Annotated in this window: 20 protein-coding genes; 9 read left to right on the top strand and 11 right to left on the bottom strand. The window is 72.6% G+C overall.

Annotation, left to right across the window (positions count from 1 at the left end; translation table 11 throughout):
- Nucleotide 1: 1 nt before the first annotated feature.
- The 3 genes from SM452_RS21720 to eno are packed head-to-tail and all read right to left on the bottom strand — an operon-like array spanning nt 2 to nt 2,530.
- Nucleotides 2-559, bottom strand: coding sequence for a DUF501 domain-containing protein (locus SM452_RS21720; protein WP_135243360.1), 558 nt, complete (start codon nt 557-559; stop codon nt 2-4).
- A 23-nt stretch (nt 560-582) separates the two neighbouring features.
- The gene (locus tag SM452_RS21715) at nt 583-1,218 is read right to left on the bottom strand and encodes an FtsB family cell division protein (protein WP_262012514.1); all 636 of its coding nucleotides are present in this window, start codon (nt 1,216-1,218) and stop codon (nt 583-585) included.
- A 28-nt stretch (nt 1,219-1,246) separates the two neighbouring features.
- Nucleotides 1,247-2,530 (bottom strand): phosphopyruvate hydratase, encoded by a 1,284-nt coding sequence (gene eno, locus SM452_RS21710; RefSeq protein WP_013284093.1) that lies wholly within the window; start codon nt 2,528-2,530, stop codon nt 1,247-1,249.
- Nucleotides 2,531-2,742: 212 nt separating this feature from the next.
- On the opposite strand from eno, the gene SM452_RS21705 reads away from it, so the two are divergent.
- Together SM452_RS21705 and SM452_RS21700 are read left to right on the top strand one after the other, a co-directional pair.
- A complete protein-coding gene (locus SM452_RS21705; RefSeq protein ID WP_262012515.1) occupies nt 2,743-3,435 on the top strand; it encodes a hypothetical protein in 693 nt (230 codons plus the stop codon).
- Complete coding sequence (locus SM452_RS21700; protein WP_355506632.1) at nt 3,432-4,259, top strand: NAD(+) diphosphatase; 828 nt, start codon at nt 3,432-3,434, stop codon at nt 4,257-4,259. The genes SM452_RS21705 and SM452_RS21700 overlap by 4 nt, the downstream gene beginning before the upstream one ends.
- Nucleotides 4,260-4,289: 30 nt before the next feature.
- Here SM452_RS21700 and SM452_RS21695 read toward each other — a convergent pair whose 3' ends face one another.
- The 4 genes from SM452_RS21695 to mfd all read right to left on the bottom strand — a co-directional run bounded on the left by SM452_RS21695 (nt 4,290) and on the right by mfd (nt 11,653).
- Nucleotides 4,290-5,909: a DUF885 domain-containing protein gene (locus SM452_RS21695; protein ID WP_355506634.1), complete on the bottom strand. Its 1,620-nt coding sequence runs from the start codon at nt 5,907-5,909 to the stop codon at nt 4,290-4,292.
- 286 nt (nt 5,910-6,195) lie between these two features.
- Nucleotides 6,196-7,185 carry a nucleoside triphosphate pyrophosphohydrolase gene (locus SM452_RS21690; RefSeq protein WP_357207939.1) on the bottom strand — a complete coding sequence of 330 codons (990 nt, stop codon included), beginning with the start codon at nt 7,183-7,185 and terminating at the stop codon, nt 6,196-6,198.
- Entirely contained in the window at nt 7,182-7,952 is a 771-nt protein-coding gene (locus SM452_RS21685; RefSeq protein WP_357207936.1) for a SurA N-terminal domain-containing protein, read from the bottom strand. The genes SM452_RS21690 and SM452_RS21685 overlap by 4 nt, the downstream gene beginning before the upstream one ends.
- Nucleotides 7,953-7,999: 47 nt before the next feature.
- Entirely contained in the window at nt 8,000-11,653 is a 3,654-nt protein-coding gene (gene mfd / locus SM452_RS21680; protein WP_463840562.1) for a transcription-repair coupling factor, read from the bottom strand.
- 155 nt (nt 11,654-11,808) lie between these two features.
- On the opposite strand from mfd, the gene SM452_RS21675 reads away from it, so the two are divergent.
- Nucleotides 11,809-12,711 (top strand): cyclase family protein, encoded by a 903-nt coding sequence (locus SM452_RS21675; RefSeq protein ID WP_355506640.1) that lies wholly within the window; start codon nt 11,809-11,811, stop codon nt 12,709-12,711.
- A gap of 143 nt (nt 12,712-12,854) precedes the next feature.
- On the opposite strand, the gene SM452_RS21670 is transcribed toward SM452_RS21675, so the two are convergent.
- Nucleotides 12,855-13,895 carry a S66 family peptidase gene (locus SM452_RS21670; protein WP_463840561.1) on the bottom strand — a complete coding sequence of 347 codons (1,041 nt, stop codon included), beginning with the start codon at nt 13,893-13,895 and terminating at the stop codon, nt 12,855-12,857.
- An 84-nt stretch (nt 13,896-13,979) separates the two neighbouring features.
- Between SM452_RS21670 and SM452_RS21665 the strand changes: the two genes are divergently transcribed.
- Nucleotides 13,980-15,008 carry an ABC-2 transporter permease gene (locus SM452_RS21665; protein WP_463840560.1) on the top strand — a complete coding sequence of 343 codons (1,029 nt, stop codon included), beginning with the start codon at nt 13,980-13,982 and terminating at the stop codon, nt 15,006-15,008.
- A gap of 123 nt (nt 15,009-15,131) precedes the next feature.
- Entirely contained in the window at nt 15,132-17,918 is a 2,787-nt protein-coding gene (ppc, locus tag SM452_RS21660) for a phosphoenolpyruvate carboxylase (RefSeq protein WP_262012525.1), read from the top strand.
- A gap of 108 nt (nt 17,919-18,026) precedes the next feature.
- Here the strand turns inward: ppc and SM452_RS21655 are convergent, their stop codons facing one another.
- Nucleotides 18,027-18,827 (bottom strand): hypothetical protein, encoded by an 801-nt coding sequence (locus SM452_RS21655; RefSeq protein WP_355506648.1) that lies wholly within the window; start codon nt 18,825-18,827, stop codon nt 18,027-18,029.
- A 54-nt stretch (nt 18,828-18,881) separates the two neighbouring features.
- Between SM452_RS21655 and SM452_RS21650 the strand changes: the two genes are divergently transcribed.
- From SM452_RS21650 to SM452_RS21640, 3 genes are all read left to right on the top strand, one after another.
- Nucleotides 18,882-20,027 carry a DNA recombination protein RmuC gene (locus SM452_RS21650; protein WP_318332403.1) on the top strand — a complete coding sequence of 382 codons (1,146 nt, stop codon included), beginning with the start codon at nt 18,882-18,884 and terminating at the stop codon, nt 20,025-20,027.
- A gap of 213 nt (nt 20,028-20,240) precedes the next feature.
- Nucleotides 20,241-20,774 carry a hypothetical protein gene (locus tag SM452_RS21645; RefSeq protein ID WP_318332402.1) on the top strand — a complete coding sequence of 178 codons (534 nt, stop codon included), beginning with the start codon at nt 20,241-20,243 and terminating at the stop codon, nt 20,772-20,774.
- Between the two features lie 153 nt (nt 20,775-20,927).
- Nucleotides 20,928-21,851, top strand: coding sequence for a hypothetical protein (locus SM452_RS21640; protein ID WP_355506651.1), 924 nt, complete (start codon nt 20,928-20,930; stop codon nt 21,849-21,851).
- Between the two features lie 54 nt (nt 21,852-21,905).
- On the opposite strand, the gene SM452_RS21635 is transcribed toward SM452_RS21640, so the two are convergent.
- Together SM452_RS21635 and SM452_RS21630 are read right to left on the bottom strand one after the other, a co-directional pair.
- Nucleotides 21,906-22,322: a hypothetical protein gene (locus tag SM452_RS21635; protein WP_355506653.1), complete on the bottom strand. Its 417-nt coding sequence runs from the start codon at nt 22,320-22,322 to the stop codon at nt 21,906-21,908.
- Nucleotides 22,323-22,360: 38 nt separating this feature from the next.
- The gene (locus tag SM452_RS21630) at nt 22,361-23,350 is read right to left on the bottom strand and encodes a 4-hydroxy-3-methylbut-2-enyl diphosphate reductase (protein WP_262012530.1); all 990 of its coding nucleotides are present in this window, start codon (nt 23,348-23,350) and stop codon (nt 22,361-22,363) included.
- 87 nt (nt 23,351-23,437) lie between these two features.
- Between SM452_RS21630 and xseA the strand changes: the two genes are divergently transcribed.
- Nucleotides 23,438-24,694: an exodeoxyribonuclease VII large subunit gene (gene xseA / locus SM452_RS21625; protein WP_194798573.1), complete on the top strand. Its 1,257-nt coding sequence runs from the start codon at nt 23,438-23,440 to the stop codon at nt 24,692-24,694.
- The last annotated feature ends 11 nt before the right edge of the window (nt 24,695-24,705 follow it).

The raw sequence follows: 24,705 nt of genomic DNA, 5'->3' as shown, positions 1-24,705 counted from the left end.
CTCACTCCGCCGGCGGCACGTCCACGCAGGGGCCGGCCGCCCACCACTTCTCCACCAGCGCCAGCGTCTCGTCGCCGAACGGGTTTACCCCCGGCCCGGCGGCGAGCGCGTGCCCGAGGTGCACGTGCAGGCACTTCACCCGCCCCGGCATGCCGCCGGCCGAGATGCCGGCGATCTCCGGCACCTCACCGATCGCCTCCCGGCGGGTCAGGTAGTCCTCGTGCGCCGCCCGGTACCGCGCCGCCAGCTCCGGATCCTCCGCCAGCCGCTCGGCCATCTCCTTCATCAGCCCGGCCGACTCCAGCCGGCTGCACGCCGCGGTGGCGCGCGGGCAGGTCAGGTAGAACAGCGTCGGGAACGGCGTGCCGTCGGCCAGCCGGGGCGTCGTCTCCACCACGTCGGGCAGACCACACGGACACCTGTGGGCCACCGCGCGGGTGCCGCGAGGCGGGCGTCCGAGCTGCGCGGCCACCGCGGCCAGGTCGGCCTCGGTGGCCGGCTGGCGTTCCGGCGGGGGTACGGAGTCCGCCGCCGGCTCCTGCGGTGGTACGACGCTCAAGGTTGTGCCTCTCGAATCAAAGCTCACTTGTCCCCGCGGTCGGCGTTGGCCGCCCGCACGCTCGACCACAGGGTGTCGTACCAGGGCTCGGGCGGCTTCGGCGCCCCCGGCTTCGCGCCCTTGCCGGCGTCCTTCGCGGCGCCCTCCGGGTCGGAGAGCACCACGAGCAGCGTCTCGCCCGGCTTGCCCATGAAGAACCGCTCCCGGGCCTGCGTCTTGACGTACTCCGGGTCCTTCCACTTGGCCGCCTCGGCGGTGAGCCGGTCGATCTCGGCCCGCTGGGCGGCCTGCGCCGCTTCCATCCGCTCGATGTCGGCCTGCTGGTCCAGGTAGACCCGGACCGGATAGGTGTACGCCAGGGCGAGCGCGATCAGCACCGCGAACAGCACCGTGGCGCGCCCGGTGAAGCGCCGGGGTTGGGGTGCGGTGAGCCGCTTGACCGGACCACCGGCGGCGGTACGCCGGGCCGCGGCCGGGCGGCTCGCGGAGCGTACGCCGTCGGTGGCACGGGACGCGCCGGGTGACCGGCCGGCGGCGCGCGCCTCCGCGCGGACGCCGTTGTCGCGTGCCGTGGACCGGACCCGGGCGCCGCCCGTCCGGCCGGGCTGACCCGGCCGACGGGCGGGCCGCTGGCCACCCGGTGTGCGGCGCTGCTGCATCGTCACACCCCTCCCCCGGAGCGCTCGCTCAGGCCGAACGGTAGCGCGGGAACGCGCCGGCACCGGCGTACCGCGCCGCGTCGGCCAGCTCCTCCTCGATCCGCAGGAGCTGGTTGTACTTGGCCACCCGGTCCGAGCGGGCCGGCGCGCCGGTCTTGATCTGCCCGCAGCCGGTGGCGACGGCCAGGTCGGCGATGGTGGTGTCCTCGGTCTCGCCGGAACGGTGGCTCATCATGCACTTGAAGCCGGCCCGGTGGGCCAGGTCGACGGCGTCGAGCGTCTCGGTGAGCGAGCCGATCTGGTTGACCTTCACCAGCACCGCGTTTGCGGCCTGCTCGGCGATGCCCCGGGCGATGCGCTGCGGGTTGGTCACGAACAGGTCGTCGCCGACGATCTGGATGCGGTCGCCGAGCGCGGCGGTTAGCGTGGCCCAGCCGCTCCAGTCGTCCTCGGCCAGCGGGTCCTCGATCGACACGATCGGGTAGTCGCCGGCGAGCTTGGTGTAGTAGTTGCTCATCTCCTCGGCGCTCTTGGCGCTGCCCTCGAACGTGTAGGTGCCGTTGTCGAAGAACTCGGTGGCGGCCACGTCGAGCGCGAAGACGATGTCGGTGCCCAGCCGGTAGCCGGCCTTCTCCACGGCCTCGGCGATCAGGTCCAGCGCGGCGGCGTTGGTGGGCAGGTTCGGGGCGAAGCCGCCCTCGTCGCCCAGGCCGGTCGACAGGTCCTTCTTCTTCAGCACCGACTTCAGCGCGTGGTAGACCTCGGCGCCCGAGCGCAGCGCGTCCCGGAACGTCGGCGCGCCGATCGGCGCGATCATGAACTCCTGGATGTCGACGTTCGAGTCGGCGTGCGCGCCACCGTTGAGGATGTTCATCATCGGCACCGGGAGCAGGTGCGCGTTCGGGCCGCCCAGGTAGCGGAACAGGCTCAGCTCGGCGCTGCCGGCGGCGGCCTTCGCCACGGCCAGGGAGACGCCGAGGATGGCGTTCGCGCCCAGCTCGCCCTTGTTGTCCGAGCCGTCGATGTCGATCATCTTCTGGTCGATCAGCCGCTGCTCGCTGGCCTCGTAGCCGATGAGCTGGTCGACGATGCGGTCCTCGATGTTGGCGACCGCCTTCTCGACACCCTTGCCCAGGTAGCGATCCTTGTCACCGTCGCGCAGCTCGACCGCCTCGAAGGCGCCGGTGGAGGCGCCGGACGGCACCGCGGCGCGGGCGATCGTGCCGTCGTCGAGCCCGACCTCGACCTCGACCGTCGGGTTGCCCCGCGAGTCCAGGATCTCCCGGGCGACGATTCCCTCGATGGTTGCCACTGAGTCGCTCCTCGTTTGTGTGGTTCCGGTCCGTATGGGCCGCGACGGTGCGGCTGAGGCAGGTGTTGAACGCAGCGTATCGGTCCCCGCCCTGCCGTACCCCGCTCGGGGCGGCCCCCGAGGCGCTTGCTGAGACGGACATTCCCGGATTACCGGTCGTCAACCGGCAACCGGTTTGCGAGACGTTGCGTCGATCGACAAGGCTGGGCATCATGCCTGCCGCCTCGACGACTCTCCGCGTGCTCGCCGCCTCGGTCATCGCGTCGCTCTCGGTCACCGGCTGTCAGGCCCTGGACGACGCGAACGTCGCACTCGGTCGCGCCGACCTGGTCAACGACCTCGCCGCGCGGATGGACCGGGCGCTGGAGCAGACCTGGGCCGCCGACTACCAGCTCGACGGCGGCCGGACCGCCTCGATCGCGCAGACCAAGAAGCCGCTGCGGTCCACGTACACCTGGCCCGGTGGCAAGATCACCGTGACCCAGGAGTCGGTGACCCGGTGCGCCAGCACCGCCGCCCGTACCTCCTGCACCGTCTCGCCACCGGTGCTCACCGCCGGCAAGCCGTCGGTGATCGTCTACGACGAGGCGCGCAAGCAGGGCCTGGTCACGCCACCCGCGGTGATCCGGCTGCTCACCGACGCGGCGCTGGCGCCGGAGGCGGTCATCGAGCAGAGCGACACCACGCTCGCCGGCCACCACGCCACCTGCGTCGACGTCACCCACGACGGGGAACGCTTCACCGCCTGCGTGACGAACGAGGGCGTCCTCGGCAGCTTCTCCGGCACGCTCGACGGCAAGCCCGCCGAGGTGACGCTGAGCCGCTACACCGAGAGCGTCGAGGCCGCCGCGTTCGCGGTTCCGGCCGGCGCCGGTGTGGTGGACCGCCGCCCGTCCACGTCGTGACCACGCCCGGGTTCCGGCCCGCGGCGGATCACGGGCAGCCGCCGCGACCGGACGACCTGGCGCTGCCGGTGGCCGGCCGGAAGCTGCTGACCGGCCCGGACGAGCAGCCGCTGCGCATCGGCGGACTGCCCGGCGACCTCGCCTGGATCCCGGTCGGCACGCTCGACGGCGTCCCGGCGTGGGCGGCCGAGGTGACCGATCCGGAGTCGCTGCCCGGCCGGTGGCGCGGCTGGCGCGGCCTCGCCGCCGAGCTGCCCGCACCCCGGGCGGATCTCGCCGGGCGGGCGCTCGCCGTGGTCACCTGGCGACGTACCCACAGGTGGTGCGGGGCGTGCCGGGCCGAGCTGACCGACGTGCCGGGCGAGACCGCACGGCGCTGCCCGGACTGCGGGCTCACCTCGTTCCTGCCCCTGTCCGTCGCGGTGCTGACCGCGATCACCCGCCCCGGGGCGGCCGACGGCCCCGGCGAACTGCTGCTGGTCCGCCACACGCAGGGGCCGAGCGAGTTGTGGGCGCTCGTCGCCGGGTTCGTCGAGGCGGGCGAGTCGCTGGAGGCGGCGGTACACCGCGAGGTCGCCGAGGAGGTCGGCCTGACGCTGCGGCGACCGGTCTACGTGGACAGCCAGCCGTGGGCGCTGTCCGGGCCCGGCACGCTGCTCGCCGGGTTCACCGCCGAGGTGACCGACCCGGCCGCCGAACCCGTCGTCGACGGCACCGAGCTGACCGAGGCGCGCTGGTTCCCGGTGGATGCGCTGCCCGCCGAGCTGCCGCCCGCGTACTCCCTGTCGCGCTGGCTGATCGACGCGGTCGCCGCCCGGCGGTGACCGCAGGCGGGTCGCCGCCGGCGGTGAGCCTCACACCCCCAGCAGCGTGCGCAGGTGGCGCGGCGGCGGGCAGTCGTACGCCAGCATCGCGTCGTGCCAGTCGCGCAGCGGCACACCGTCCGGCCGGGCGGCCGCGATGTCGGCCATCTCGCTGTAACCGACGAAGTACGTGGAGAGCTGCGTCGAGGTGAGCAGCGCCCGCCGCCACTTGCCGGCCGCCTCGCCCTCCTCCTGGAAACCGCGCCCGGTCATCAGCGCCATCGCCTCCGACTCGGGCAGGTCGTCGCAGTGCACGAGCTGGTCCAGCAGCGCGTTGATGGTCATCCGGAGCTGCATCTTGAGCTGCTGCAACCGCACCGGCAGCCCGCCGAAGCCGAGCCCGGCCATCAGCTCCTCCGCGTAGACCGCCCAGCCCTCGACGAACACACCCGACTCGGTGAGCGCGCGTACCCGGGTCGGACCGTCGTAGCGGCGGGCGTGCGCGAGCTGGAGGAAGTGACCGGGCATCGCCTCGTGCACGGTCAGGTTGCGGATCATGTGGTCGTTGTACTCGCGGTAGAACGACTCGACCCGCTGCGCCGGCCAGTCCGACGGGGTGGGCGAGATGCAGTAGAACGTCGGTACGTCGGCCGTCTCCAGCGGGCCCGGCGAGTCGCAGTAGGCCACCGCCACGCCCCGCGCGAACTCCGGCATCTCCTGGATCACGCACGGGTCGCCGACCATGCTGACCAGGTCGTGGTGGCGGACGAAGTCACTCGCCTCGTCGAGCGTGACCGAGGCGAGATCGACGATCGTGGCGTCGTCCGGGTGCTCGGCGGCGAGCAGGTCCAGCGCCCGGCGTACCGTCTCGTCGTCGGCCGGACCACCGACCAGCTCGACCGACGCCGCGCGGATCTCCTCGGTGACCCGGTCGAGGTTCGCCCAGGCGCGGCGCTGCACCTCGGCGGCGCTCAGCTCGGTGTCGAGCGTGTGCCACAGCCGCGCCTCCCACCGCCGCCGGCCCAGCCGCGGGTCACGCCCCGGGCCGGCGTCGGCGGCCAGGCCCTGCCGCAGCCAGGCCACGAACTCCTCCAGCGCGGCGATCGCCTCGGTGGCCGCCGGGCCGACCCGGTCGTGCATCGCCGGCGCCTCCGCCAGCAGGCCGGGTACCTCGTCGCGGATCAGCGCCGCCGTACCGGCGAACTGCCCGACCGCCGTCTCCGCGTGGACCCGCGGCATGTCCCGCAGCGTCGCGCGCGCCGTCGACAGCGCGTCGGGTACGGCCGACAGACGCCCGGCGAGACTGGTCAGGCGCTCCTCGGCCGGGGCGAAGGGACGGGCCAGCAGGGCGTGCAGCAGCGGCCCCGGATTGTGGCGCAGCGGATCCCATTCGTGGCCGCGGATCTCGGTGGCCTCGAACAGTCCTCGGTCGACGAGGCTGGTGAGCAGCGCGTGGTCGACGCTCTCCGCCGGGTCGAGCGCGTCCGGGTCGATCTCGGCGAGCGCGTCGGCCGCGTCCTTGAGCATCGCCTGGTCCGCGGCAAGGGCGTCGGCGGAGAGGTCGGGCAGCCGATCGTCGTAGCGGTGGTCTCCGACGGAGGTGGCCAGCCCGGGCCGGCTCTCCAGCAACGCCTCCACGATCCGCTCCGCCAGCGGCACGAACGACTCCATCCCCCGACCCTACCGATCACCCCGCCCACCCTCCCGCCCCGCGACCCAAACCCCTTGATCACCACCGCGAGTCCGCCCGGAAGGCCGGCACCTGGGTGCCGGCCGCGTGCGCGCCTCACCCCGGGATGCGGACAGCGAATCTCGACTGCCGGGAGGGCCGCGGCCGAGCAAAGCCGACCAGTCGACTCGGCGATCTTGCACTTTGCGCCCGGGCAGATGGGGCATTTACGGCACAGCCTGGGCCGAAAGTGCAAGATCGCCGTGAGAGGGGAGGGGGGAGGGGGCGTCAGGCGGGGTTGGTGGGGGTGGGGCGTTCGGCGGCTCTGACTGCTTCGGCGTACGCCAAGGTGGCCCGCCGCAGGGCGGCCTCGGGGTCGATACCGGCCTGACGGGCCGCGGCGACTGTGGCCAGCAGGCTCGCGCCGAGCCGGGCCTCCGGGTCCACCTGCGACTCGGCCAGCGGGGGCGGTACGGCGAGGCCGACCCGGCCGGCCCGGTCCAGGATCTTCGCGGCCAGCGACAGCGCGGGCTGGCTCAGCGCGATGCCGTCGAGCACCGACTCACGGGTCTTCTCGGCCCGCTTGATCCGCTCCCAGTTCGCCTCGATCTCCTCGATCGAACCGGCCGGCTCACCGGAGAACACGTGCGGGTTGCGTCGCACCATCTTGTCGACCAGGGTGCCCGCGACGTCGTCGACGGTCCAGCTCTCGCCCTCCGGCAGGTTCTCCGCCAGCCGGGCGTGCAGCAGCACCTGAAGCAGCACGTCGCCCAGTTCCTCGCGGAGCGCGTCGGTGTCGTCGGCGCTGATCGCGTCGTACGCCTCGTAGCACTCCTCCAGCAGGAAACCGGCCAGGCTGCGGTGGGTCTGCGCCCGCTTCCACGGGTCGCCACCAGGGGAGGCCAGCCGGTCCATCACCTCGACCGCGTCGAGCAGCCGGGCGCCTGGTGGATCCCACGAGCCGTACATCAGCTCCAGCTCGGCCAGCCCGGGCTCGCGGGCAAGCCGCAGCCCCAGCTCACGGGCCAGCGCCTCGTCGCCGGCCGGGCCGGCCAGCCACACCGCCCCGCCGTGCGCGGCGGCCGCGTCGAGCAGCGACTGGGTCGCGCCCTCGGTCACCACGCTCACCTCGGCGCCGGCCGTACGGACCGCCCGGGTCAGCTCGCTCTCCGCACCGGCGAGGACCGGCGCGGAGCGTACGGCGTCCCAGGCGGCCGAGGTCAGCAGGCCGGCGGGCAGCCGTGGTGAGGTGACGAGCAGGACGATCCGCGCGGTCATGCGGCTCCGGGGGCCGGGGAGCCGGAGGCCGGCGCCTCGGGCGTGGAGATGTCGGTGACCGGGCCGTCCTTGCCGACGTACGGCAGGGAGTAGAAGACGAACGACTGGCCGGTGTTCACGAGCGACGGCACACCGGTCACGCCGAACCGGGGGTTGACGCGGACATCCGACTTGTCGGCCTGCTCCTGCAGCGCGCTGCTGAGCGCGGTGGCGGTGCGGACGAAGCCGGCCTCGCCGAACGCCTGCCGGACCTGGTCGACGCTCAGGCCCGGCTGGATCGCCCCGGTCTTCTCAAGGGCGTGGTAGACGGCCATCAGGGACTCGTCGCTGAGGTCGGCCGGGGGCAGGCTCTGCTGGAGCGTGCCGGAGAGGTCGACCCACTCGCCCCACAGCTTCGTGTACTCGGTGGTCGCCGGCATGCGGAGCGCCTGCTGGATCTGCTCCGGGGAGATCTGGTCGGTGACCTGGAGGCCCTTCTCGGCCGCCACACGCTTGCCCAGGTCGATCGCGACCAGCAGGTTCAGCACGTCCTGCCGGGTCACCGAGGACCGCAGCTCCGCCGGCGACGGCGTCTGCGGGGCCTGGCTACGGACGGCGTCCGCGTACTGCCGCTGCGCGTCCTCGTAGATCGCGTCGACCCGGTCGACGGAGTAGCGGGTGTCGCCGACGTACGCGGCGACGTCCGGGGCGGATCGGCCACAGGCGGCGAGGGAGAACGCGGCGAGGGCCGCGACGCTGACAGCGACGAGGGAACGGCGAGCACGCATGAGGGTCACTCTCTCACGCCGAGTACCGGCCTGTGACTCCGCCCACCTCATCGCGCACCCGCCCCGGACCGGGCGACACCGGCGAACTCCTCGGGCTTGCCGAGGACGTCGGCCAGGAGCTGACCGCACCACTCCAGCAGCGCCTGGTCGCGCAACGGCTCGCCGCCGATCCGCCGGGTGCTCGGCCGGGGCACGCTGACCTGGTCGAGCGCCTGCTTGTAGACCGAGTCCGGGTGGTAACGCTTGAGCCGCATCTGCTTCGAGTCGGGCAACGGCAGCGGGCCGAACCGGATGTGCTTGCCCTGCATCGACACGTCGGTCAGCCCGTAGCGGCGGGCCAGCAGCCGGAACCGCGCCACCGCGACCAGGTTCTGCACCGGCGCGGGCGGCTCGCCGTACCGGTCGGTCATCTCGGCGACCACCTCGCGCAGACGTTCGGAGTCGCGGGCCTCGGCGAGCTTGCGGTACATCTCCAGGCGCAGCCGCTCCACCGCCACGTAGTCGTGCGGCAGGTGCGCGTCGATCGGCAGGTCGACCTTGACCTCCGTCTCCTCCTCGATGCTCTCGCCCTTGAAGGCGGACACCGCCTCGCCGACCATCCGCACGTACAGGTCGAAGCCGACGCCCTCGATGTGGCCGGACTGCTCGCCGCCGAGCAGGTTGCCGGCACCGCGGATCTCCAGGTCCTTCATCGCCACGTACATGCCGGCGCCGAGTTCGGTGTGCTGGGCGATGGTCGCCAGCCGCTCGTGCGCGTTCTCGGTGAGCGGCTTCTCCGGCGGGTAGAGGAAGTACGCGTACGCCCGCTCCCGGCCCCGGCCGACCCGGCCGCGGATCTGGTGCAGCTGGGCCAGGCCGAGCAGGTCGGCCCGCTCGACGATGAGCGTGTTGGCGTTCGGGATGTCGATGCCGGACTCGACGATCGTGGTGCAGACCAGGACGTCGAACTCCTTCTCCCAGAAGCCGACCATCACCTTCTCCAGCGCCTCCTCGCCCATCTGGCCGTGCGCCACCGCGACCCGTGCCTCCGGCACCAACTCCCGGAGCTTGCGTGCCGTCTTCTCGATCGACTCGACCCGGTTGTGCAGGTAGAAGACCTGACCGTCGCGCAGCAGCTCACGGTGGATGGAGGCGGCCACCTGCCGGTCGTCGTACGCCCCGACGAACGTGAGCACCGGGTGCCGCTCCTCCGGCGGGGTGGCGATGGTGGACATCTCCCGGATGCCGGTGATCGCCATCTCCAGCGTCCGCGGGATCGGGGTGGCCGACATGGCGAGCACGTCGACGGATGCGCGCAGCGTCTTCAGGTGCTCCTTGTGCTCGACGCCGAACCGCTGCTCCTCGTCGATGATGACCAGCCCGAGCTGCTTGAACCGGGTGGATGCCTGGAGCAGCCGGTGGGTGCCGATGACGATGTCGACGGTGCCGGCGGCGACCATCTCCAGCGTCTGCTCGGTCTCCTTCGGCGTCTGGAACCGGGACAGCTGCCGGATCGACACCGGGAACTGGCTCATCCGCTCGGCGAACGTGTTGTAGTGCTGCTGCACCAGCAGCGTGGTCGGCACCAGCACGGCCACCTGCTTGCCGTCCTGCACCGCCTTGAACGCCGCCCGTACCGCGATCTCGGTCTTGCCGTAGCCGACGTCGCCGCAGATCAGCCGGTCCATCGGGACGGTCTGTTCCATGTCCCGCTTGACCTCCTCGATGGCGGCCAGCTGGTCGGGCGTCTCCTGCCAGGGGAACGCGTCCTCCAGCTCGCGCTGCCACGGGGTGTCGGGGCCGAAGTTGTGCCCCTTCGACGCCTTGCGCGCCGCGTAGAGCTGGATGAGCTGCGCGGCGATCTCGCGGACCGCCTTGCGGGCCCGGGCCTTGGACTTCTGCCAGTCCGAGCCGCCCATCTTGTGCAGCGTGGGCTGCTCGCCGCCGACGTAGCGGGAGAGCTGGTCGAGCTGGTCGGTGGGGACGAAGAGGCGGTCGCCGGGCTGGCCACGCTTGCTCGGCGCGTACTCGATGACCAGGTATTCGCGGCTGGCGCCGTTCACCGTGCGCTGCACCAGCTCGACGTACCGGCCGATGCCGTGCTGCTCGTGCACGACGTAGTCGCCGGCCTTCAGCTCCAGCGGGTCGATGGTGTTACGCCGCCGGCTGGGCATCTTCCGCATGTCGCGGGTGGAGGTGCCCCGGCCGCCGGTGACGTCGTTGCCGGTGAGCAGGACGAACTTCGACGCCTCGTCGACGAACCCGGCGGTCAGGCAGCCGCACGACACGAGCAGCTCGCCCGGCGCGGGCGCGGCGGGCACCTCCTCGGTGAGCCGGGCGCCGAGACCGGCGTCGCGGAGCACCTCGACGGCCCGCTGGGCGGGGCCGTGCCCCTCGAAGACGAGCGCGATCGACCAGCCCTCGCCGGCCCAGCGCAACAGGTCGTCGACCACCCGGGCGGTCTCGCCGTGGTAGAGCGGCGCCGGCTGGGCGGCCAGGCTCACCGCGATGGCGTCGTCGGGGGTGACGTCGACCTCGGCGGGCTCGTCCTCCCAGGGCTGCCGGGCCGGTGCCGCGTCCGCCTCGACCAGGCCGAACGGCGCGAGCGTCCACCAGGGCTGGCGCAGGGCGCGGGCTGCCGTGCGTACCTCGGCCAGGGTCTTGAAGGCGGCGGCGCCGAGGTCGACCGGGGCCTGGCCGCCGACGGCGGCCGCGGCCCAGCTGGCCTGGAGGAACTCCTCCGAGGTACGGACCAGGTCGTGCGCGCGGGTGCGGATGCGCTCGGGGTCGCAGAGGAGTACGTGGGTGCCGGCCGGCATGCAGTCGACGAGCAGTTCCAGCGCGTCGGCGCCGATCAGCGCGGGAGCGAGCGACTCCATGCCCTCGACCGGGATGCCCTCGGCCAGCTTGTCCAGGATCTCGGCCAGCTCGGGGTGCTCGGCGGCGAGCGCGGCGGCCCGCTCCCGCACCGCCGGGGTCAGCAGCAGCTCCCGGCACGGCGGCGCCCAGAGCTGCGCGACGCCCTCGATGGTGCGCTGGTCGGCGACCGCGAAGGTGCGGATCTCCTCCACCTCGTCGCCCCAGAACTCGACCCGGGACGGGTGCTCGTCGGTGGGCGGGAAGACGTCCAGGATGCCGCCGCGGACGGCGAACTCGCCGCGCTTGGTGACCAGGTCGACCCGGGCGTACGCCATGTCGGTGAGCCGGCGGGCCACCTCCTCCAGGTCGGCCTCGTCCCCGGCGGCGAGCTGGACGGGCTCCAGGTCGCCGAGGCCCTTGAGCTGCGGCTGGAGCAGTGACCGGACCGGCGCGACGACGACCCGCAGCGGCCCGGTGCGGCCGTGCGCGTCGGCGGCGTCCGGGTGGGCGAGGCGGCGCAGCACGGCGAGGCGCCGCCCGACCGTGTCGGATCGGGGCGACAGGCGCTCGTGCGGCAGCGTCTCCCAGGACGGGAAGACCGCCACCTGCTCCGGCGGCAGCAGGCTGCCCAGCGCGGAGGCCAGGTCGTCGGCCTCGCGGGTGGTGGCGGTGACCGCGAGTACGGGGCGGCCCGCGCCGCCGGCCGGCTCGTCGGCGGCGACCGCTGCCACAGCGAACGGGCGCAGCGCGGCCGGGGCGGTGAGGTCGAGCCCGTCGACCTGCGCGGCACCGGAGCGCGCCAGGTCACGCGCCCGGGCCAGCCCCGGGTCGGCCAGGGCGGCGGAGAAGAGTCCGGTGAGCATCAGTGATCACTTCCAGCGGATCGACACACGACGACGACCCCGCGTCCAGCCGGACGGGGGGTGCACCGTTCGAGCCTATCCCTCTCCACCGACGATCCGGGTCCGCCCGATCTTCGATCTTGACCGGCGGCGACCGGGCGTGGTGCGGTGGGCGGATGGTCGAGTATCGGACGGTCTTCGACGCCGAGGTGCTTTTCTCCAACGGCGGTGGTCTGCGCACCGACGGGTTCCGGCTGGACGTGCCGCACCCGGACGTCACCGACGACGAGGTGGCCGCGCTGCTGGTCCGGCACCTGGGGCTGCTCATGGTCGGCGAGGTACGGATCGTCAACCGGACCGTCGTCGAGGAGCCGCACAAGGGCGGGCGTGGGGTGGCCGCACCGGCCGGCGGCGGGCGGAAGCTCGTCGAACTGAGTCACGTGGTCACCGACGGCATGGTCACGCTGCCCGGCTGGCCCGCCCCGAAGGTCACCGACTGGCTGACCCGGGAGGAGTCCCGTGGCCGGTACGCGCCCGGTGTCGAGTTCCACGTCGCGCGGATCGACATGATCGCCAACACCGGCACGTACGTGGACACGCCGTCGCACCGCTTCGCCGACGGCCCGGACCTGACCGGAATGCCGCTGGACCGCCTCGCCGACCTGCCCGGCCTGGTGGTACGCGTGCCGGCCGGTACGCGGGCGGTGGACCGGCTGATGCTCGCCCCGTACGACGTGGCCGGGTGCGCGGTGCTGCTGCACACCGGCTGGGACGCGCACTTCGGCACCGACGCGTACGCCGCTCCGGAGGCGCCCTACCTGACCGGTGACGGCGCGCAGTGGCTGGCCGAGGCGGGCGCGGCGCTCGTCGGCATCGACTCGATCAACATCGACGACATGACTCCGGCGGCAGCGGGTCAGCGCCCGGCGCACACCGGTCTGCTGGCCGCCGGCATCCCGATCGTGGAGCACCTGACCGGCCTGGACGCCCTGCCTCCGACCGGCTTCCGGTTCACCGCCGCACCGCCGCGGGTGGCCGGGATGGGCACGTTCCCGGTCCGCGCCTTCGCGATCGTCTGATCCTCGCATGCAAGATCCACTCCACTTCCCCGAAATGGCGGGGTTCAACGCCCTCCAATGCCGCCACCTCGGCGAAACGGAGTGGATCTTGCCTGCGTCGCCCACGCCGCCAACCGAGGGGTGAGGCGGCGGGTGAAGGCGGGTCAGTAGCGCACGGCGATGCGGCGCTCCACCGCGTCCACCCGGATCTCGCCGCCGTACGGGATGATCACCTGCGGGTCGGTGTGGCCCAGGTCGACGTCGAAGACCACCACCGGGTCGCCGGCGTAGGGGGCGAGTGCCGACAGGATCGCCGCCCGCTGGTCGGCGGCCCAGGCCAGCCGCTGCGCGACCGTGTGCGGCCGGTCGAAGTCCCACGCCTTGGGGCGGCCCACCACGATCGCCGGGACGGCGGCGAGCAGACCCCGCTCGCCCATGTTGCGCACGATCCGGAATACCTCCTGCGCGGGCGGCATCTCCTCCGACGTCTCCAGCACCAGTACCGAGCCGGCCAGGTCGGCCGCGCGCGGAACGCGGTCGGTCGCCATCAGCCAGTGCAGGATCTCCAGATTGCCGCCCCACGTCCGGCCCTGCACCACCCGGGCCGGGCCGTGCCAGCGCCAGCCCTCGGACGGGTACATCGGCGGTTCCTCGGCCAGCGTGGCCGGGTCGCGCCAGTCGCGCGGCTCGTCGCCCCACTCAGTCGCGGCGGTCAGCTCGTACCAGCCGGTGGTGAACAGCGCGGCGCGCAGCGAGTCGAGCGTGAGCGGGTGCGGCTTTCCGGAGCGCCCGAGGTGCACCAGCACGGAGCCGCCGTGGTAGCCGACGACACCCAGCCGGTACAGGTGGTTGAGCACGTTGGTGTTGTCCGAGTAGCCGAAGTACGGCTTCGGGTTCGCCCGCAACACCTCGTCGTCCAGGTACGGGGTGACGGTGATCAGGTCGTCCCCGCCGACCGTCGCCAGCACGGCGGTGATCGTCGGGTCGGCGAACGCGGCGGTCAGGTCACGCGCCCGGTCACGCGGGTCGGCGCCCATGACGCGGGTGGTCGGGTACTCCACCGGTTCCAGACCCATCTCGTCGCGGAGCCGGCGCAGGCCCAGCTCGTACACATGGGGGAAGAGACCCGGCAGGCCGGCGGAGGGTGACACGACCGCGACCCGGTCGCCGGGCTGCGGTTTGGCGGGATAGACGGGTGCCTGCATGGTCCGACGCTACCGGCCCGGGCCACCGGTTTTCACCAGGCGAAACCCCATGAGCCGGGCATATGCCCGCAATAGGCTGTGGCCGTGGACGACGAGCCGGAGCTGCGTACCCGGGACTGGCTGCCCCGCACGGCGGCGCTGATCCTCGGCACCCTGGCGCTGGCGAGCGCGTTCATCGCCGCCTACGTCGGCGCGCTGCACAAGCCGGACCCGCGTGACGTGCCGGTCGCCGTGGTCACGAGCGACCAGCAGGCCCAGGCCGTGATGTCCGCCGTCCGCGCCCGCACCGACACGATCAAACCCGTCGGGTACGACAGCCGCGGCGCCGCCCAGGACGGCCTCACCGACAGATCGGTGTACGCGGTGCTCAGCTCCGCCCCGGGCGGCGGCCTGACGCTCGCCACCGCCAGCGCGGGCGCGCCCGCCGCCACCGAACTCGTCACCGACGTGTTCACCGAGGCGGCCCGGCAGGCCGGGGTGCCACTGGAGGTCACCGACGACGTGCCGGTCTCCGCCGACGACCCGCGCGGCCTGGTCCCGTTCTACCTGGCCGTCGGCGTGGTGCTCGGCGGCTACCTGGCGTCCACGGCGCTCGGCATCTCACTCGGGACCAGCCCGCGCGACCTGCGCCGGGCCGGGCTGCGGATCGCCACGCTCGCGGTGCACGCGATCCTGCTCGGCGTCATCGGGGCGATCCTCGTCGGGCCGGTGCTCGGCGTGTTCCCCGATCAGGTGGCGACGGTGGCGGCGGTCGGCGCGCTCGCCGCGTTCGCGGCCGGGATGGTCGCCGCCGCCGTCCAGGGCTGGCTCGGGCTGCTCGGCACCGGCATCGTGATCCTGCTGCTCGTGGTGCTCGGCAACCCCGGCTCCGGCGGCATCTACGCGCCCGAGTTCCTGCCGCCGTTCCTGCGCGGGATGCACCGCTGGAACGTGCCAGGCCTCGCCACCGACCTGTTCAAGTCGGCGATCTACTTCGACTGGCGTGGCGGCGGCTGGGCACTGGCCGGGCTGCTGATCTGGGTGGCCGCCGGCCTGGCCGGTCTGCTCACCGCGACGATGTTCCGCGCCCGCCGGCGACCTGCGCCGGGACGGCACGCCGTCGAGCGGGGCTGACCGGCGGGCCGTCCCAGAGTGCAGATCATCACGCCGTCCCCCTCCTGTCCGCCGGGGCCGCGCGGATACCATCCAGAGGAGTCGGACAGCGCTGTCCTTCGTCCTCGCGTAAGGAGCGCAACCGTGACCGACCAGCACGACCACGACGGCCCCGACGCCGCTCTCCGGGCCGACATCCGCCGCCTCGGCACGCTGCTCGGGCAGACCCTCGCCCGGCAGGAGGGCCGCCCGCTGCTCGACCTGGTCGAGGAGATCCGCGCCCAGGTCCGCTCCGACGCGCCGGCCGCCGCCCAGCGCCTCGCCGGGCTCGACGTCACCACCGGCACGAAGCTGGCCCGCGCCTTCTCCACCTACTTCCACCTGGCGAACATCACCGAGCAGGTGCACCGCGCCCGGGACCTGCGCCGCCGCCGCGCGACCCACGGCGGCTGGCTGGACCAGGCGGCCAAGATGATCGCCGAGCGGGGCGTACCGGCCGAGGAGATCGCCGCCGCGGCCCGCCGGCTGGCCGTACGCCCGGTCTTCACCGCCCACCCGACCGAGGCGGCCCGCCGGTCCATCCTGTCCAAGCTGCGCGCGGTGGCCGACGAGCTGGACACCGAGACCGCGAACGCGATCCTCTACGGCGCCAGCGACGAGGGCCCGGCGAACCGCCGCCTGGCCGAACTGCTCGATCTCATGTGGCAGACCGACGAGCTGCGGCTGGACCGGCCGGATCCGACCGACGAGGCGCGCAACGCGATCTACTACCTGCGCGACCTGTACGCCGAGGCCGCGCCGCAGGTCCTCGACGACCTCGCCGACACGCTGCGCACGCTCGGCGTGGAGACGTCACCGACGTCCCGCCCGCTGAGCTTCGGCACCTGGATCGGCGGCGACCGCGACGGCAACCCGTTCGTCACCCCGGTGGTCACCCGCGAGGTGCTGCGCATCCAGCACGAGCACGGCATCGCCGCCACCGAGAAGGCGATGGACGAGCTGATCACCGAGGTCAGCGTGTCCCGGCGGCTGCGTGCGGTGTCGCTCGACCTGTCCGCCAGCCTGGCCAAGGACCTGGACGCGCTACCAGAGGTGGCGCCCCGGTTCCGCCGGGTCAACGCGGAGGAGCCGTACCGGCTCAAGGCGCGGTGCGTGAAGGCGAAGCTCGCCAACACCCGGGAGCGGCTGCGCGCCGACACCCCGCACGTGCCGGGGCGCGACTACCGGGGCTCGTCCGAGCTGATCGCCGACCTGGAACTGCTGCGCGCGTCGCTGGCCCGCAACTCCGGCCAGCTCACCGCCGTCGGGCGGCTGGCCTCGACCATCCGTACGGTGTCCGCGTTCGGCCTGCACCTGGCCACCATGGACATCCGGGAGCACGCGGAGAAGCACCACGAGGTGCTGGCCCAGCTCTACGAGGCGGTCGGCGAGGTGTCCGACTACCCGGCGCTGTCCCGGCTGGAACGCACCAAGCTGCTCGCCGACGAGCTGACCGGCCGCCGGCCGCTCTCCACCCAGGACAGCCCGCTCACCGAGTCGGCCCGCAAGACGTTCGACGTGTTCGCGGCGATCCGCGAGGCGCAGGACCGGTTCGGCCCCGAAGTGATCGAGTCGTACATCATCTCGATGACGCTCGGCGTGGACGACGTGCTCGCCGCCGTGGTGCTGGCCCGCGAGGCCGGCCTGGTGGACGTGCACTCCGGGCGGGCCCGCATCGGCATCGTGCCGCTGCTGGAGACCCCGGCCGAACTGAACGCCGGCGGTGAGCTGCTGGACGAGCTGCTGTCGCTGCCCGCGTACCGGGCGCTCGTGGCGGCCCGGGGCGACGTGCAGGAGGTGATGCTCGGCTACTCCGACTCCAACAAGGAGGCGGGCATCACCACCAGCCAGTGGTCCATCCACCGGGCGCAGCGCGCGCTGCGGGACGTGGCCGCGCGGCACGGCGTACACCTGCGGTTGTTCCACGGCCGGGGCGGCACCGTCGGCCGTGGGGGCGGCCCCACGCACGACGCGATCCTGGCCCAGCCGTACGGCACGCTGGACGGCGCGATCAAGGTGACCGAGCAGGGCGAGGTCATCTCCGACAAGTACACGCTGCCGGCGCTGGCCCGGGAGAACCTGGAACTGACAGTGGCGGCGGTGCTCCAGGCCACGCTGCTGCACACCGCGCCCCGGCAGCCGGCCGAGATGCTGGAGCGCTGGGACGCGGCGATGGACGTGGTGTCGGAGTCCGCGTTCCGGTCGTACCGGTCGCTGGTCGAGGACCCGGACCTGCCCGCGTACTTCTGGGCCTCCACACCGACCGAGCTGCTCGGCGCGCTGAACATCGGTTCCCGGCCGGCGAAGCGCCCGAACACCGGCGCCGGCCTGTCCGGCCTGCGGGCCATCCCGTGGGTGTTCGGCTGGACGCAGACCCGGCAGATCGTGCCGGGCTGGTTCGGTGTGGGCTCCGGATTGGCCGCCGCGCGGGCGGCCGGGCTGGCCGACGTGCTCGCCGAGATGAACCGGAACTGGCACTTCTTCCGCACGTTCCTGTCGAACGTCGAGATGATGCTGACCAAGACCGACCTGACGATCGCCCGGCGGTACGTCGAGACGCTGGTGCCGAAGAAGCTGCACCCGATCTTCGACAAGATCGAGCAGGAGTACGAGCTGACCAAGCAGGAGGTGCTCGCGGTCACCGCCGCACCGGCGCTGCTGGACAACTCGCCGGTGCTCCAGCGCACGCTCGCCGTGCGGGACACCTACCTGGAGCCGCTGCACCACCTCCAGGTGGCGTTGCTGCGGCAGTACCGCGAATCCGGCGCCGCCGGGCGAGCGGTGGCGACCGCGCCGGGTGGGCGGCGGGCCCCGAACGACGGTACGGCGCTGGAGCGGGCGCTGCTGACCACCGTCAACGGCATCGCCGCCGGCATGCGCAACACCGGCTGACGTGTAAGGAAGGGCCCCCTCTTAACGCCTCGTGCATAAGAGGGGGCCCTTCTTAACGCCTGCGCGCGGCGCGTCGCGAGCAGCGCCCGCCGCGCGGGGCGGCGTCGGCTAGAAGTCGCCGCCGCCGAAGTCACCACCGAAGTCACCGCCACCGAAGTCACCGCCGCCGTAGTCCCCGCCGCCGCCGAAGTCGCCACCGGCGTAGTCACCACCGCCGCCCGCGTCGCCGCCACCCATGTCGCCCTGGTCGCCGAAGTCCTGGCCGTCGCCGAAGCCCTCCTGGTAACCGGCGTCGTACCCGGGGTCGGCGAACGCGGGCGAGAACAGCGCGTCCGCGATCAGGAGGCCGCCGACCACACCGACGCCCGCGCCGAGCGCGGTCTTCCACCAGGGCGTGGAGTACCAGCCGGCCGGCACCGGCCGCCCCTGGAACCGGCCACCCGGGTAGTAGTAGGGCGTCGCGTTCCCCGGCTGCGGGCCGGCCCGGAACGTCTGCCCCTGCACGTCGACCTGGCGCTCCTTGGTCAGCGCGCCGGTACCCTGGGCGGCGGCGAGCGGCGGCAGCTCGGGGCCCGGGTCGATGCCCATCGCGGTCCGCGCCGCCCGGATGTACGCCAGCCCTTCCAGCGCGGTCTCCCGGGCCAGCCCGAACTGGCGCGGCGTGGTGGCCTGCTCGAGCTGCGAACCGGCCGCGTTGTAGCGCTCACCGGCGTCGGCGAGCGCCTGCCGGACCGCCGGGGCGTCGCCGTGCAGGTTCATCAGCTGGCCGCCGAGCCGCTCCCACCAGCGCTGCGCCTCGGCGCGGGCGTCGGCCAGCTCGTTCGACCGGCGCGATCTGCTGCCCCTCCGCCAGAACACGAACGCACCTCCGAGCAGCAGGATCAGGACCAGCCACAACGCGAACTCCATGACTCGAACGTACCCACCGGGCGCTCGTCGTACCCGTTTGGCAAGCTCTTGGCCATGAGCTTTGCGACGCTGGCCGTGGTGGTGCTCTGCCTCGCCGCGGGCGGCGCGGTGGGCTGGCTGGCCGCGCGGGCGCGCGCGGCGGCCGACATCGCCCGCCTGGAGGCGACGCTCGCCGCCACCCAGGCCGGTGAGGGCCGGCTGGAGCAGTCGATGCGGGCGCTCAGCTACGAGGCGACGGCGCAGTCCCAGGAGGCGGTCGCCCGCGCGGTGGCGCCGCTGCACGACACCCTGCGCCGCTACGAGCAGCGGGTGGCGGAGCTGGAGCGGGACCGGGTGGACGCGTACGCCGAGCTGCGCGAGCAGGTGCGGTCCATGAGCGCCGTCTCCGGCGAGCTGCGCACCGAGACCAAGCAGCTGGTCGCCGCGCTGCGCGCGCCGCAGGTACGCGGCCGCTGGGGCGAGCACCAGCTCCGCCGGATCGTCGAGGCCGCCGGCATGCTCGAACACTGCGACTTCAGCGAGCAGGTCACCGCCGCGACCGACCACCAGGGGGTACGCCCCGACCTGGTGGTGCGCCTGCACGGCGGCCGGACGGTGGTGGTGGACGCGAAGGCGCCGTTCGACGCGTACCTGACCGCGATGGAGGCGCGCGACGAGCGGGGGCGCGACACCCACCTGGACGCGCACGCCCGGCACCTGCGCGCGCACGTGGACGGCCTGGCGGCCAAGTCCTACTGGTCGGCGTTCGACCAGACGCCCGAGTTCGTGGTGTTGTTCGTGCCGGCGGACCCGTTCCTCGACGTGGCGCTGCAACGCGACCCGTCCCTGCTGGAGCACGCGTTCGCCCGCAACGTGGTGCTCGCCACGCCGGCCACGCTGGTGGCGCTGCTGCGCACGGTGGCCTACTCGTGGCGGCAGGAGGCGCTGGCGCGTAACGCCGCGACCGTCCATTCGCTGGCCCGCGAGCTGTACGGGCGGCTGTCCACTCTGGGCGATCACGTGGGCAAGCTCGGCAGTTCGCTGAGCGGGGCGGTGACGGCGTACAACCGGGCGGTGGGGTCGCTGGAGGCGCGAGTGCTCGTCAGCGCCCGCAAGCTGGCCGAGCTGGGTGTCTCCGACGACGAGCTGGCCGCGCCGGCGCAGGTCGAGCTGGCGCCGAGGCAGCCGCAGGCACCCGAACTTCGCCACCACGAATTCTGAGCCACAGCGCGGCTCGTCAAAGCGCATGCGGCAGCTCCGCCTGCCCGTCCGAGTCGGGACAGACCGTATTCTCTCAGACTGCCGAAATGCGCGATGCCCCCTTTGACATAACGGACATTAAGGCAGTTCAGCCGGGCCAACCTTAGATACTTGCCGATACTTCGATGTCTATGTATGGTGTCCGCAACACCCCTTCCAGATAACGAGGTGCACATGCGGGGAATCCGTCGCGCATTGTTGGCGACATTGGGTGCGCTGGCCATTTCAATTGGCGGCCTGACTCTTCCGAACAGCGGCGCAGCATGGGCTGACGAGCCAGAGGAAACCATCATCATCGTCGAGCTCGGCACGACTCAGGAAGAGATCGACGCCGCAGGGCTCGACCTCGACGTGGCCGAGGCGAAGCTGGCCATCCCATCGCTGGACTGCGAGGAGGGCGGTGGCGCGTTCAGAACCCTCGCACCGCCACCGGACTGCACCAACGGCACTTCGTGCAACGTGTTCTGTGGGGTCGTGCACAACCGGAGCGGAAAGACGCTCAACCTGAGCCGCGATTCGTCGAGCCACACCTCATGCTCGGTGACCGGGCCGTACGGCAACCTTCCCAGCGGAAAGAGCTCGAATTCCTACTTCGGCTGGCGCGACACCGACTGCTTCAGGTCGACCACCCATCGCATCTTCTACCGTGGATGGTTCTACGGTAAGGGAAGCTGGATCCGCATCTACAACGGTGTCTGGATCTACTAAGCGAACCAAAGCGTGAAATGAATTGGTGCGGGCGTCAAGCGCCCGCACCAATTCATTTCATCTCCATTAATTCTCAACCGCATTTCAATGGGCTCAGGGTGTTAAGGTGAGCACCGCCCTGACCGCGTCCGCAGCACCGCTTAAGGGGAAATCATGACCCGATCGCCATCAGCTCGGCCACGACGGGTGGTCGCGGCGTTGATCGGCACGGCCCGTGAGAAGCTGGCTGTTCGGGGAAGGTGGGAGCTTTCGGCGGCATTCGTGGCGGCCTTGCTCTGCGCCGTCGCCGCGGCTTCCTTCCTGTCTTTCTTGACCTGGCAGACCGCGCCTGCGCTGCCGACCGACGGGGAAGCGCAAAGGATGATCGCACCGGCTCTGCCGGCAAACTCCGAGGGACCTCATCGGCTCGAGGCGGTCTTCGCTCCGGACGCCGAGCGAGGTTGGAAAGATCTACTACTCGGGACCGACGGCTACCGTCCCGGCTCAGTGAGCTGGTTGAGCACCTGGCCGGACCGGTCCGCCGCAGTCTCTGCCGTCAACGACGCCCGCGATCCGCTGCGGCAGGCGGGATGGGACGTCGGGCCCGTCCTGGACGAGACATGCTGCCCGACCTTCGTGGCGTATCGCGATGGTTGGCGGATCGAAATGGGCTCACAGGGCGTCGTCGACGCTGATCGCGTGGGCGTTCAAGCCTCGGTAACTCGCACCGCCCCCGCGCTGGCGTCGCCCGCGGCCCTGGCCGGTGCGGCGTTGGGGGCGATTGCGGGCTGGTGGATGATCGCCGGCATCGCACATCACATGCGGCGTCGGCCGGCCGCTGAAAGCCAGCCGGTCGTGGTGCTTTTCATCACCGGCAGCGTCGCGTTGCTACCGGCCGCGGCCGTGAGCGCATTGGCCCTTGGCCAGGCCCTCAGCGCGCCGGCGGAGCCGATCCCGGTCTGGCTTGGATTTGGATTCGTGTTTCTGCGGCTCGGTGCATGGATCGGCGCTGTGCTTCTCACGATTGCCGTTCTGACGCTGTGGAGACGTCCAGGGCTGGACGACGCCCGGCAGGTGACGCAGAGCCGCCCAGTCTGACAACAGATGGTTCGACGCTCTGGCGGCCTGCCGGCCGGGACTTCAGTAGCGAGGTCAGGCGCGGCGGGCGGACTCGACCACGAACGGGGTGCCCTGCTGGCAGGTGGTCATCATGCCGGGCTCGGGACGGCCGGTGACCTCGACCTTGGCACCGGCCTTGAGCACGTCGCGCGGCCCGCCGACGAGCAGGTGGCCGTCGAGCAGCAGGCAGTTCGGCTCGACGCCGGCCTGCACGGTGCCGCTGATGACGGTGCCGCCGACCCCCGGCGGGGTCGACGGGCCGCCCTTCCAGGAGGGGCCGGGACGCTTCGGGCTCGTACCGGGGTCGGGCTGGCTGGTCACGGGGGCGGCTCCCGTCGTACTCGGGCTCGGGCTCGGGCTGGAATCGGCGGACCCGTCGCCGGGTGCGGCGCAGGCGGTCAGCGCGAGGCCGGCGAGCAGTGCGACGAGCACCGTACGAGGAGTCTTCATGGTCGGTTGGACGCGGCGGCCGGTCGATCCGTTCCCGGTCAGCCGCGGGCCGCGGCGGCGGCCTTCATGTCGCGCTTGAGCTCCTGCGGCAGCGAGAACGTCAGCCGCTCGTCGGCGGTGGTGATCTCCTCGACGTCGCCGAAGCCGCGCTCGGCCAGGTGCGCGAGCACCTGCTGGACCAGCTCGTCGGGCACGCTCGCGCCGGAGGTCACACCCACCGTGCTCGCGCCGGTCAGCCAGGCGTCCTCGATCTCGTGCGCGAAGTCGACCAGGTAGCCGGCGCGGGCTCCGGCGTCGAGCGCCACCTCGACCAGCCGGACCGAGTTCGAGGAGTTGCGCGAGCCGACCACGATCACCACGTCGCACTCGGGGGCGATCTCCTTGACCACGTGCTGGCGGTTGGAGGTGGCGTAGCAGATGTCGTCGCTGGGCGGTGACTGGAGCAGCGGCAGCCGCTTCTTGAGCCGGGCCACGGTCTCCAGCGTCTCGTCCACCGACAGCGTGGTCTGGGACAGCCAGACCACCTTCTCCGGGTCGCGCACGGTGACCTTGTCGACGCCGTCCGGGCCGTCGACGAGCTGGATGTGGGCGGGAGCCTCACCGGCGGTGCCGATGACCTCCTCGTGCCCCTCGTGCCCGATGAGCAGGATGTCGTAGTCCTGCGCGGCGAACCGCCGGGCCTCGTGGTGCACCTTCGTGACCAGCGGGCAGGTGGCGTCGATCGCCCGCAGCGAGCGCTGCTTGGCCTGCTCGTAGACCTCTGGGGCCACGCCGTGGGCGGAGAAGATGACGGTGGCGCCCTCCGGCACCTCCTCGTTCTCCTCCACGAAGATCGCCCCCTGGGCCTCCAGCGTGCGCACCACGTGCTTGTTGTGCACGATCTGCTTGCGCACGTAGATCGGCGCGCCGTAGAGCTTCAGCGCCTCCTCGACGGTCTGCACCGCCCGGTCCACGCCCGCGCAGTAGCCGCGGGGGTTGGCCAGGAGCACGCGCTTGCCGGTCCGGGGAGTCGTCTCAGCGTCAGTCACCCGCCCATCGTACGTGCCGTCCTCCCGCACGGCAGCGGCCGCGAGGCGCGCGCGGGCGCTGTCGGTCCCGGGCCGTAGGGTGGGCGGGTGAGCGCGGGAGAGGACGGCCGGGGGGCGCCGGACGGGCGGAGCAGCCCGGACGGACGGAGCACGGCTGAGGAGCCGTGGCCGGTCCGGGTGGTCAGCCAGAAGGTCGGCGCCTGGATCGCCCGCCTGGGCTGGGTGTGGGTCGACGGCCAGGTGGCGCAGATCAGCCGTCGCCCGGGCGCGAGCACCGTCTTCCTCACGCTGCGCGACCCGTCGGCCGATCTCAGCCTCACCGTCACCACAAACCGGGACGTGCTGGACGCGGGTGCGCCGGAGCTGCGCGAGGGCGCCCGGGTGGTGCTGCACGCCAAACCGGAGTTCTACGCCGCGCGGGGCACGCTCAGCCTGCGCGCCGACGAGATCCGCCAGGTCGGCCTCGGTGAGCTGCTGGCCCGGCTGGAGAAGCTCAAGAAGCTGCTCGCCGCCGAGGGCCTGTTCGACCGGTCCCGCAAACGGCGGCTGCCGTTCCTGCCGGGCCGGGTCGGCCTGATCACCGGCCGCGCCTCGGCGGCCGAGCGGGACGTGCTGACGAACGCCCGCCGCCGCTGGCCCGCCGTCGACTTCCGCACGATCAACGTGGCGGTGCAGGGGCCGAGCGCGGTGCCCGACATCGTCGGCGCGCTGAAGGTGCTCGACGCCGACCCGGCCGTCGACGTGATCGTCATCGCCCGCGGCGGCGGCGGCATCGAGGATCTGCTGCCCTTCTCCGACGAGGCGCTGTGCCGGGCGGTCTTCGCCTGCCGCACGCCGGTGGTCAGCGCGATCGGCCACGAGACGGACGCGCCACTGCTCGACTACGTGGCCGACGTGCGCGCCTCCACCCCGACCGACGCGGCGAAGCGCATCGTGCCGGACCTGACCGAGGAGGTCCGCCTGATCGGCCAGGCCCGGTCCCGGCTGGAACGGGCGGTGCGTCACCTGGTCGACCGGGAGCAGCACCGGATCGACCTGCTGCGCTCCCGCCCGGTGCTGGCCCGGCCGCAGGTGATGGTCGAGCAGCGCGCGGTGGACGTGTCCGCGCTGCGCGACCGCGCCGGGCGGTCCCTGGAGCACCGGCTGCGGGGCGCCACCGACGACCTGCGGCACACGCTGGCCCGGCTGCGCGCGCTGTCCCCGGCGGCGACGCTGGAGCGCGGCTACGCGATCGTGCAGCGCGCCGACGGCCACGTCGTCCGCGCGGCCTCCGAGGTCGCCAAGGGCGATCCACTCCGGGTACGCCTCGCCGAGGGCGAGCTGACCGCGACCGTCGACGGGTGAGGGAAGAGAGA

This window comes from Micromonospora sp. SYSU B005 (assembly GCF_055362685.1).
This window is presented reverse-complemented; position numbering and strand designations above follow the sequence as displayed.

What these genes read in the sequence shown, in the direction of transcription:
- SM452_RS21715 (WP_262012514.1), bottom strand. Translation starts at nt 1,218, where the DNA reads ATGCAGCAGCGCCGCACACCGGGTGGCCAGCGGCCCGCCCGTCGGCCG.
- SM452_RS21705 (WP_262012515.1), top strand. Translation starts at nt 2,743, where the DNA reads ATGCCTGCCGCCTCGACGACTCTCCGCGTGCTCGCCGCCTCGGTCATC.
- SM452_RS21695 (WP_355506634.1), bottom strand. Translation starts at nt 5,909, where the DNA reads ATGGAGTCGTTCGTGCCGCTGGCGGAGCGGATCGTGGAGGCGTTGCTG.
- SM452_RS21690 (WP_357207939.1), bottom strand. Translation starts at nt 7,185, where the DNA reads ATGACCGCGCGGATCGTCCTGCTCGTCACCTCACCACGGCTGCCCGCC.
- SM452_RS21685 (WP_357207936.1), bottom strand. Translation starts at nt 7,952, where the DNA reads ATGCGTGCTCGCCGTTCCCTCGTCGCTGTCAGCGTCGCGGCCCTCGCC.
- mfd (WP_463840562.1), bottom strand. Translation starts at nt 11,653, where the DNA reads ATGCTCACCGGACTCTTCTCCGCCGCCCTGGCCGACCCGGGGCTGGCC.
- SM452_RS21675 (WP_355506640.1), top strand. Translation starts at nt 11,809, where the DNA reads ATGGTCGAGTATCGGACGGTCTTCGACGCCGAGGTGCTTTTCTCCAAC.
- SM452_RS21670 (WP_463840561.1), bottom strand. Translation starts at nt 13,895, where the DNA reads ATGCAGGCACCCGTCTATCCCGCCAAACCGCAGCCCGGCGACCGGGTC.
- SM452_RS21655 (WP_355506648.1), bottom strand. Translation starts at nt 18,827, where the DNA reads ATGGAGTTCGCGTTGTGGCTGGTCCTGATCCTGCTGCTCGGAGGTGCG.
- SM452_RS21650 (WP_318332403.1), top strand. Translation starts at nt 18,882, where the DNA reads ATGAGCTTTGCGACGCTGGCCGTGGTGGTGCTCTGCCTCGCCGCGGGC.
- SM452_RS21645 (WP_318332402.1), top strand. Translation starts at nt 20,241, where the DNA reads ATGCGGGGAATCCGTCGCGCATTGTTGGCGACATTGGGTGCGCTGGCC.
- SM452_RS21640 (WP_355506651.1), top strand. Translation starts at nt 20,928, where the DNA reads ATGACCCGATCGCCATCAGCTCGGCCACGACGGGTGGTCGCGGCGTTG.
- SM452_RS21635 (WP_355506653.1), bottom strand. Translation starts at nt 22,322, where the DNA reads ATGAAGACTCCTCGTACGGTGCTCGTCGCACTGCTCGCCGGCCTCGCG.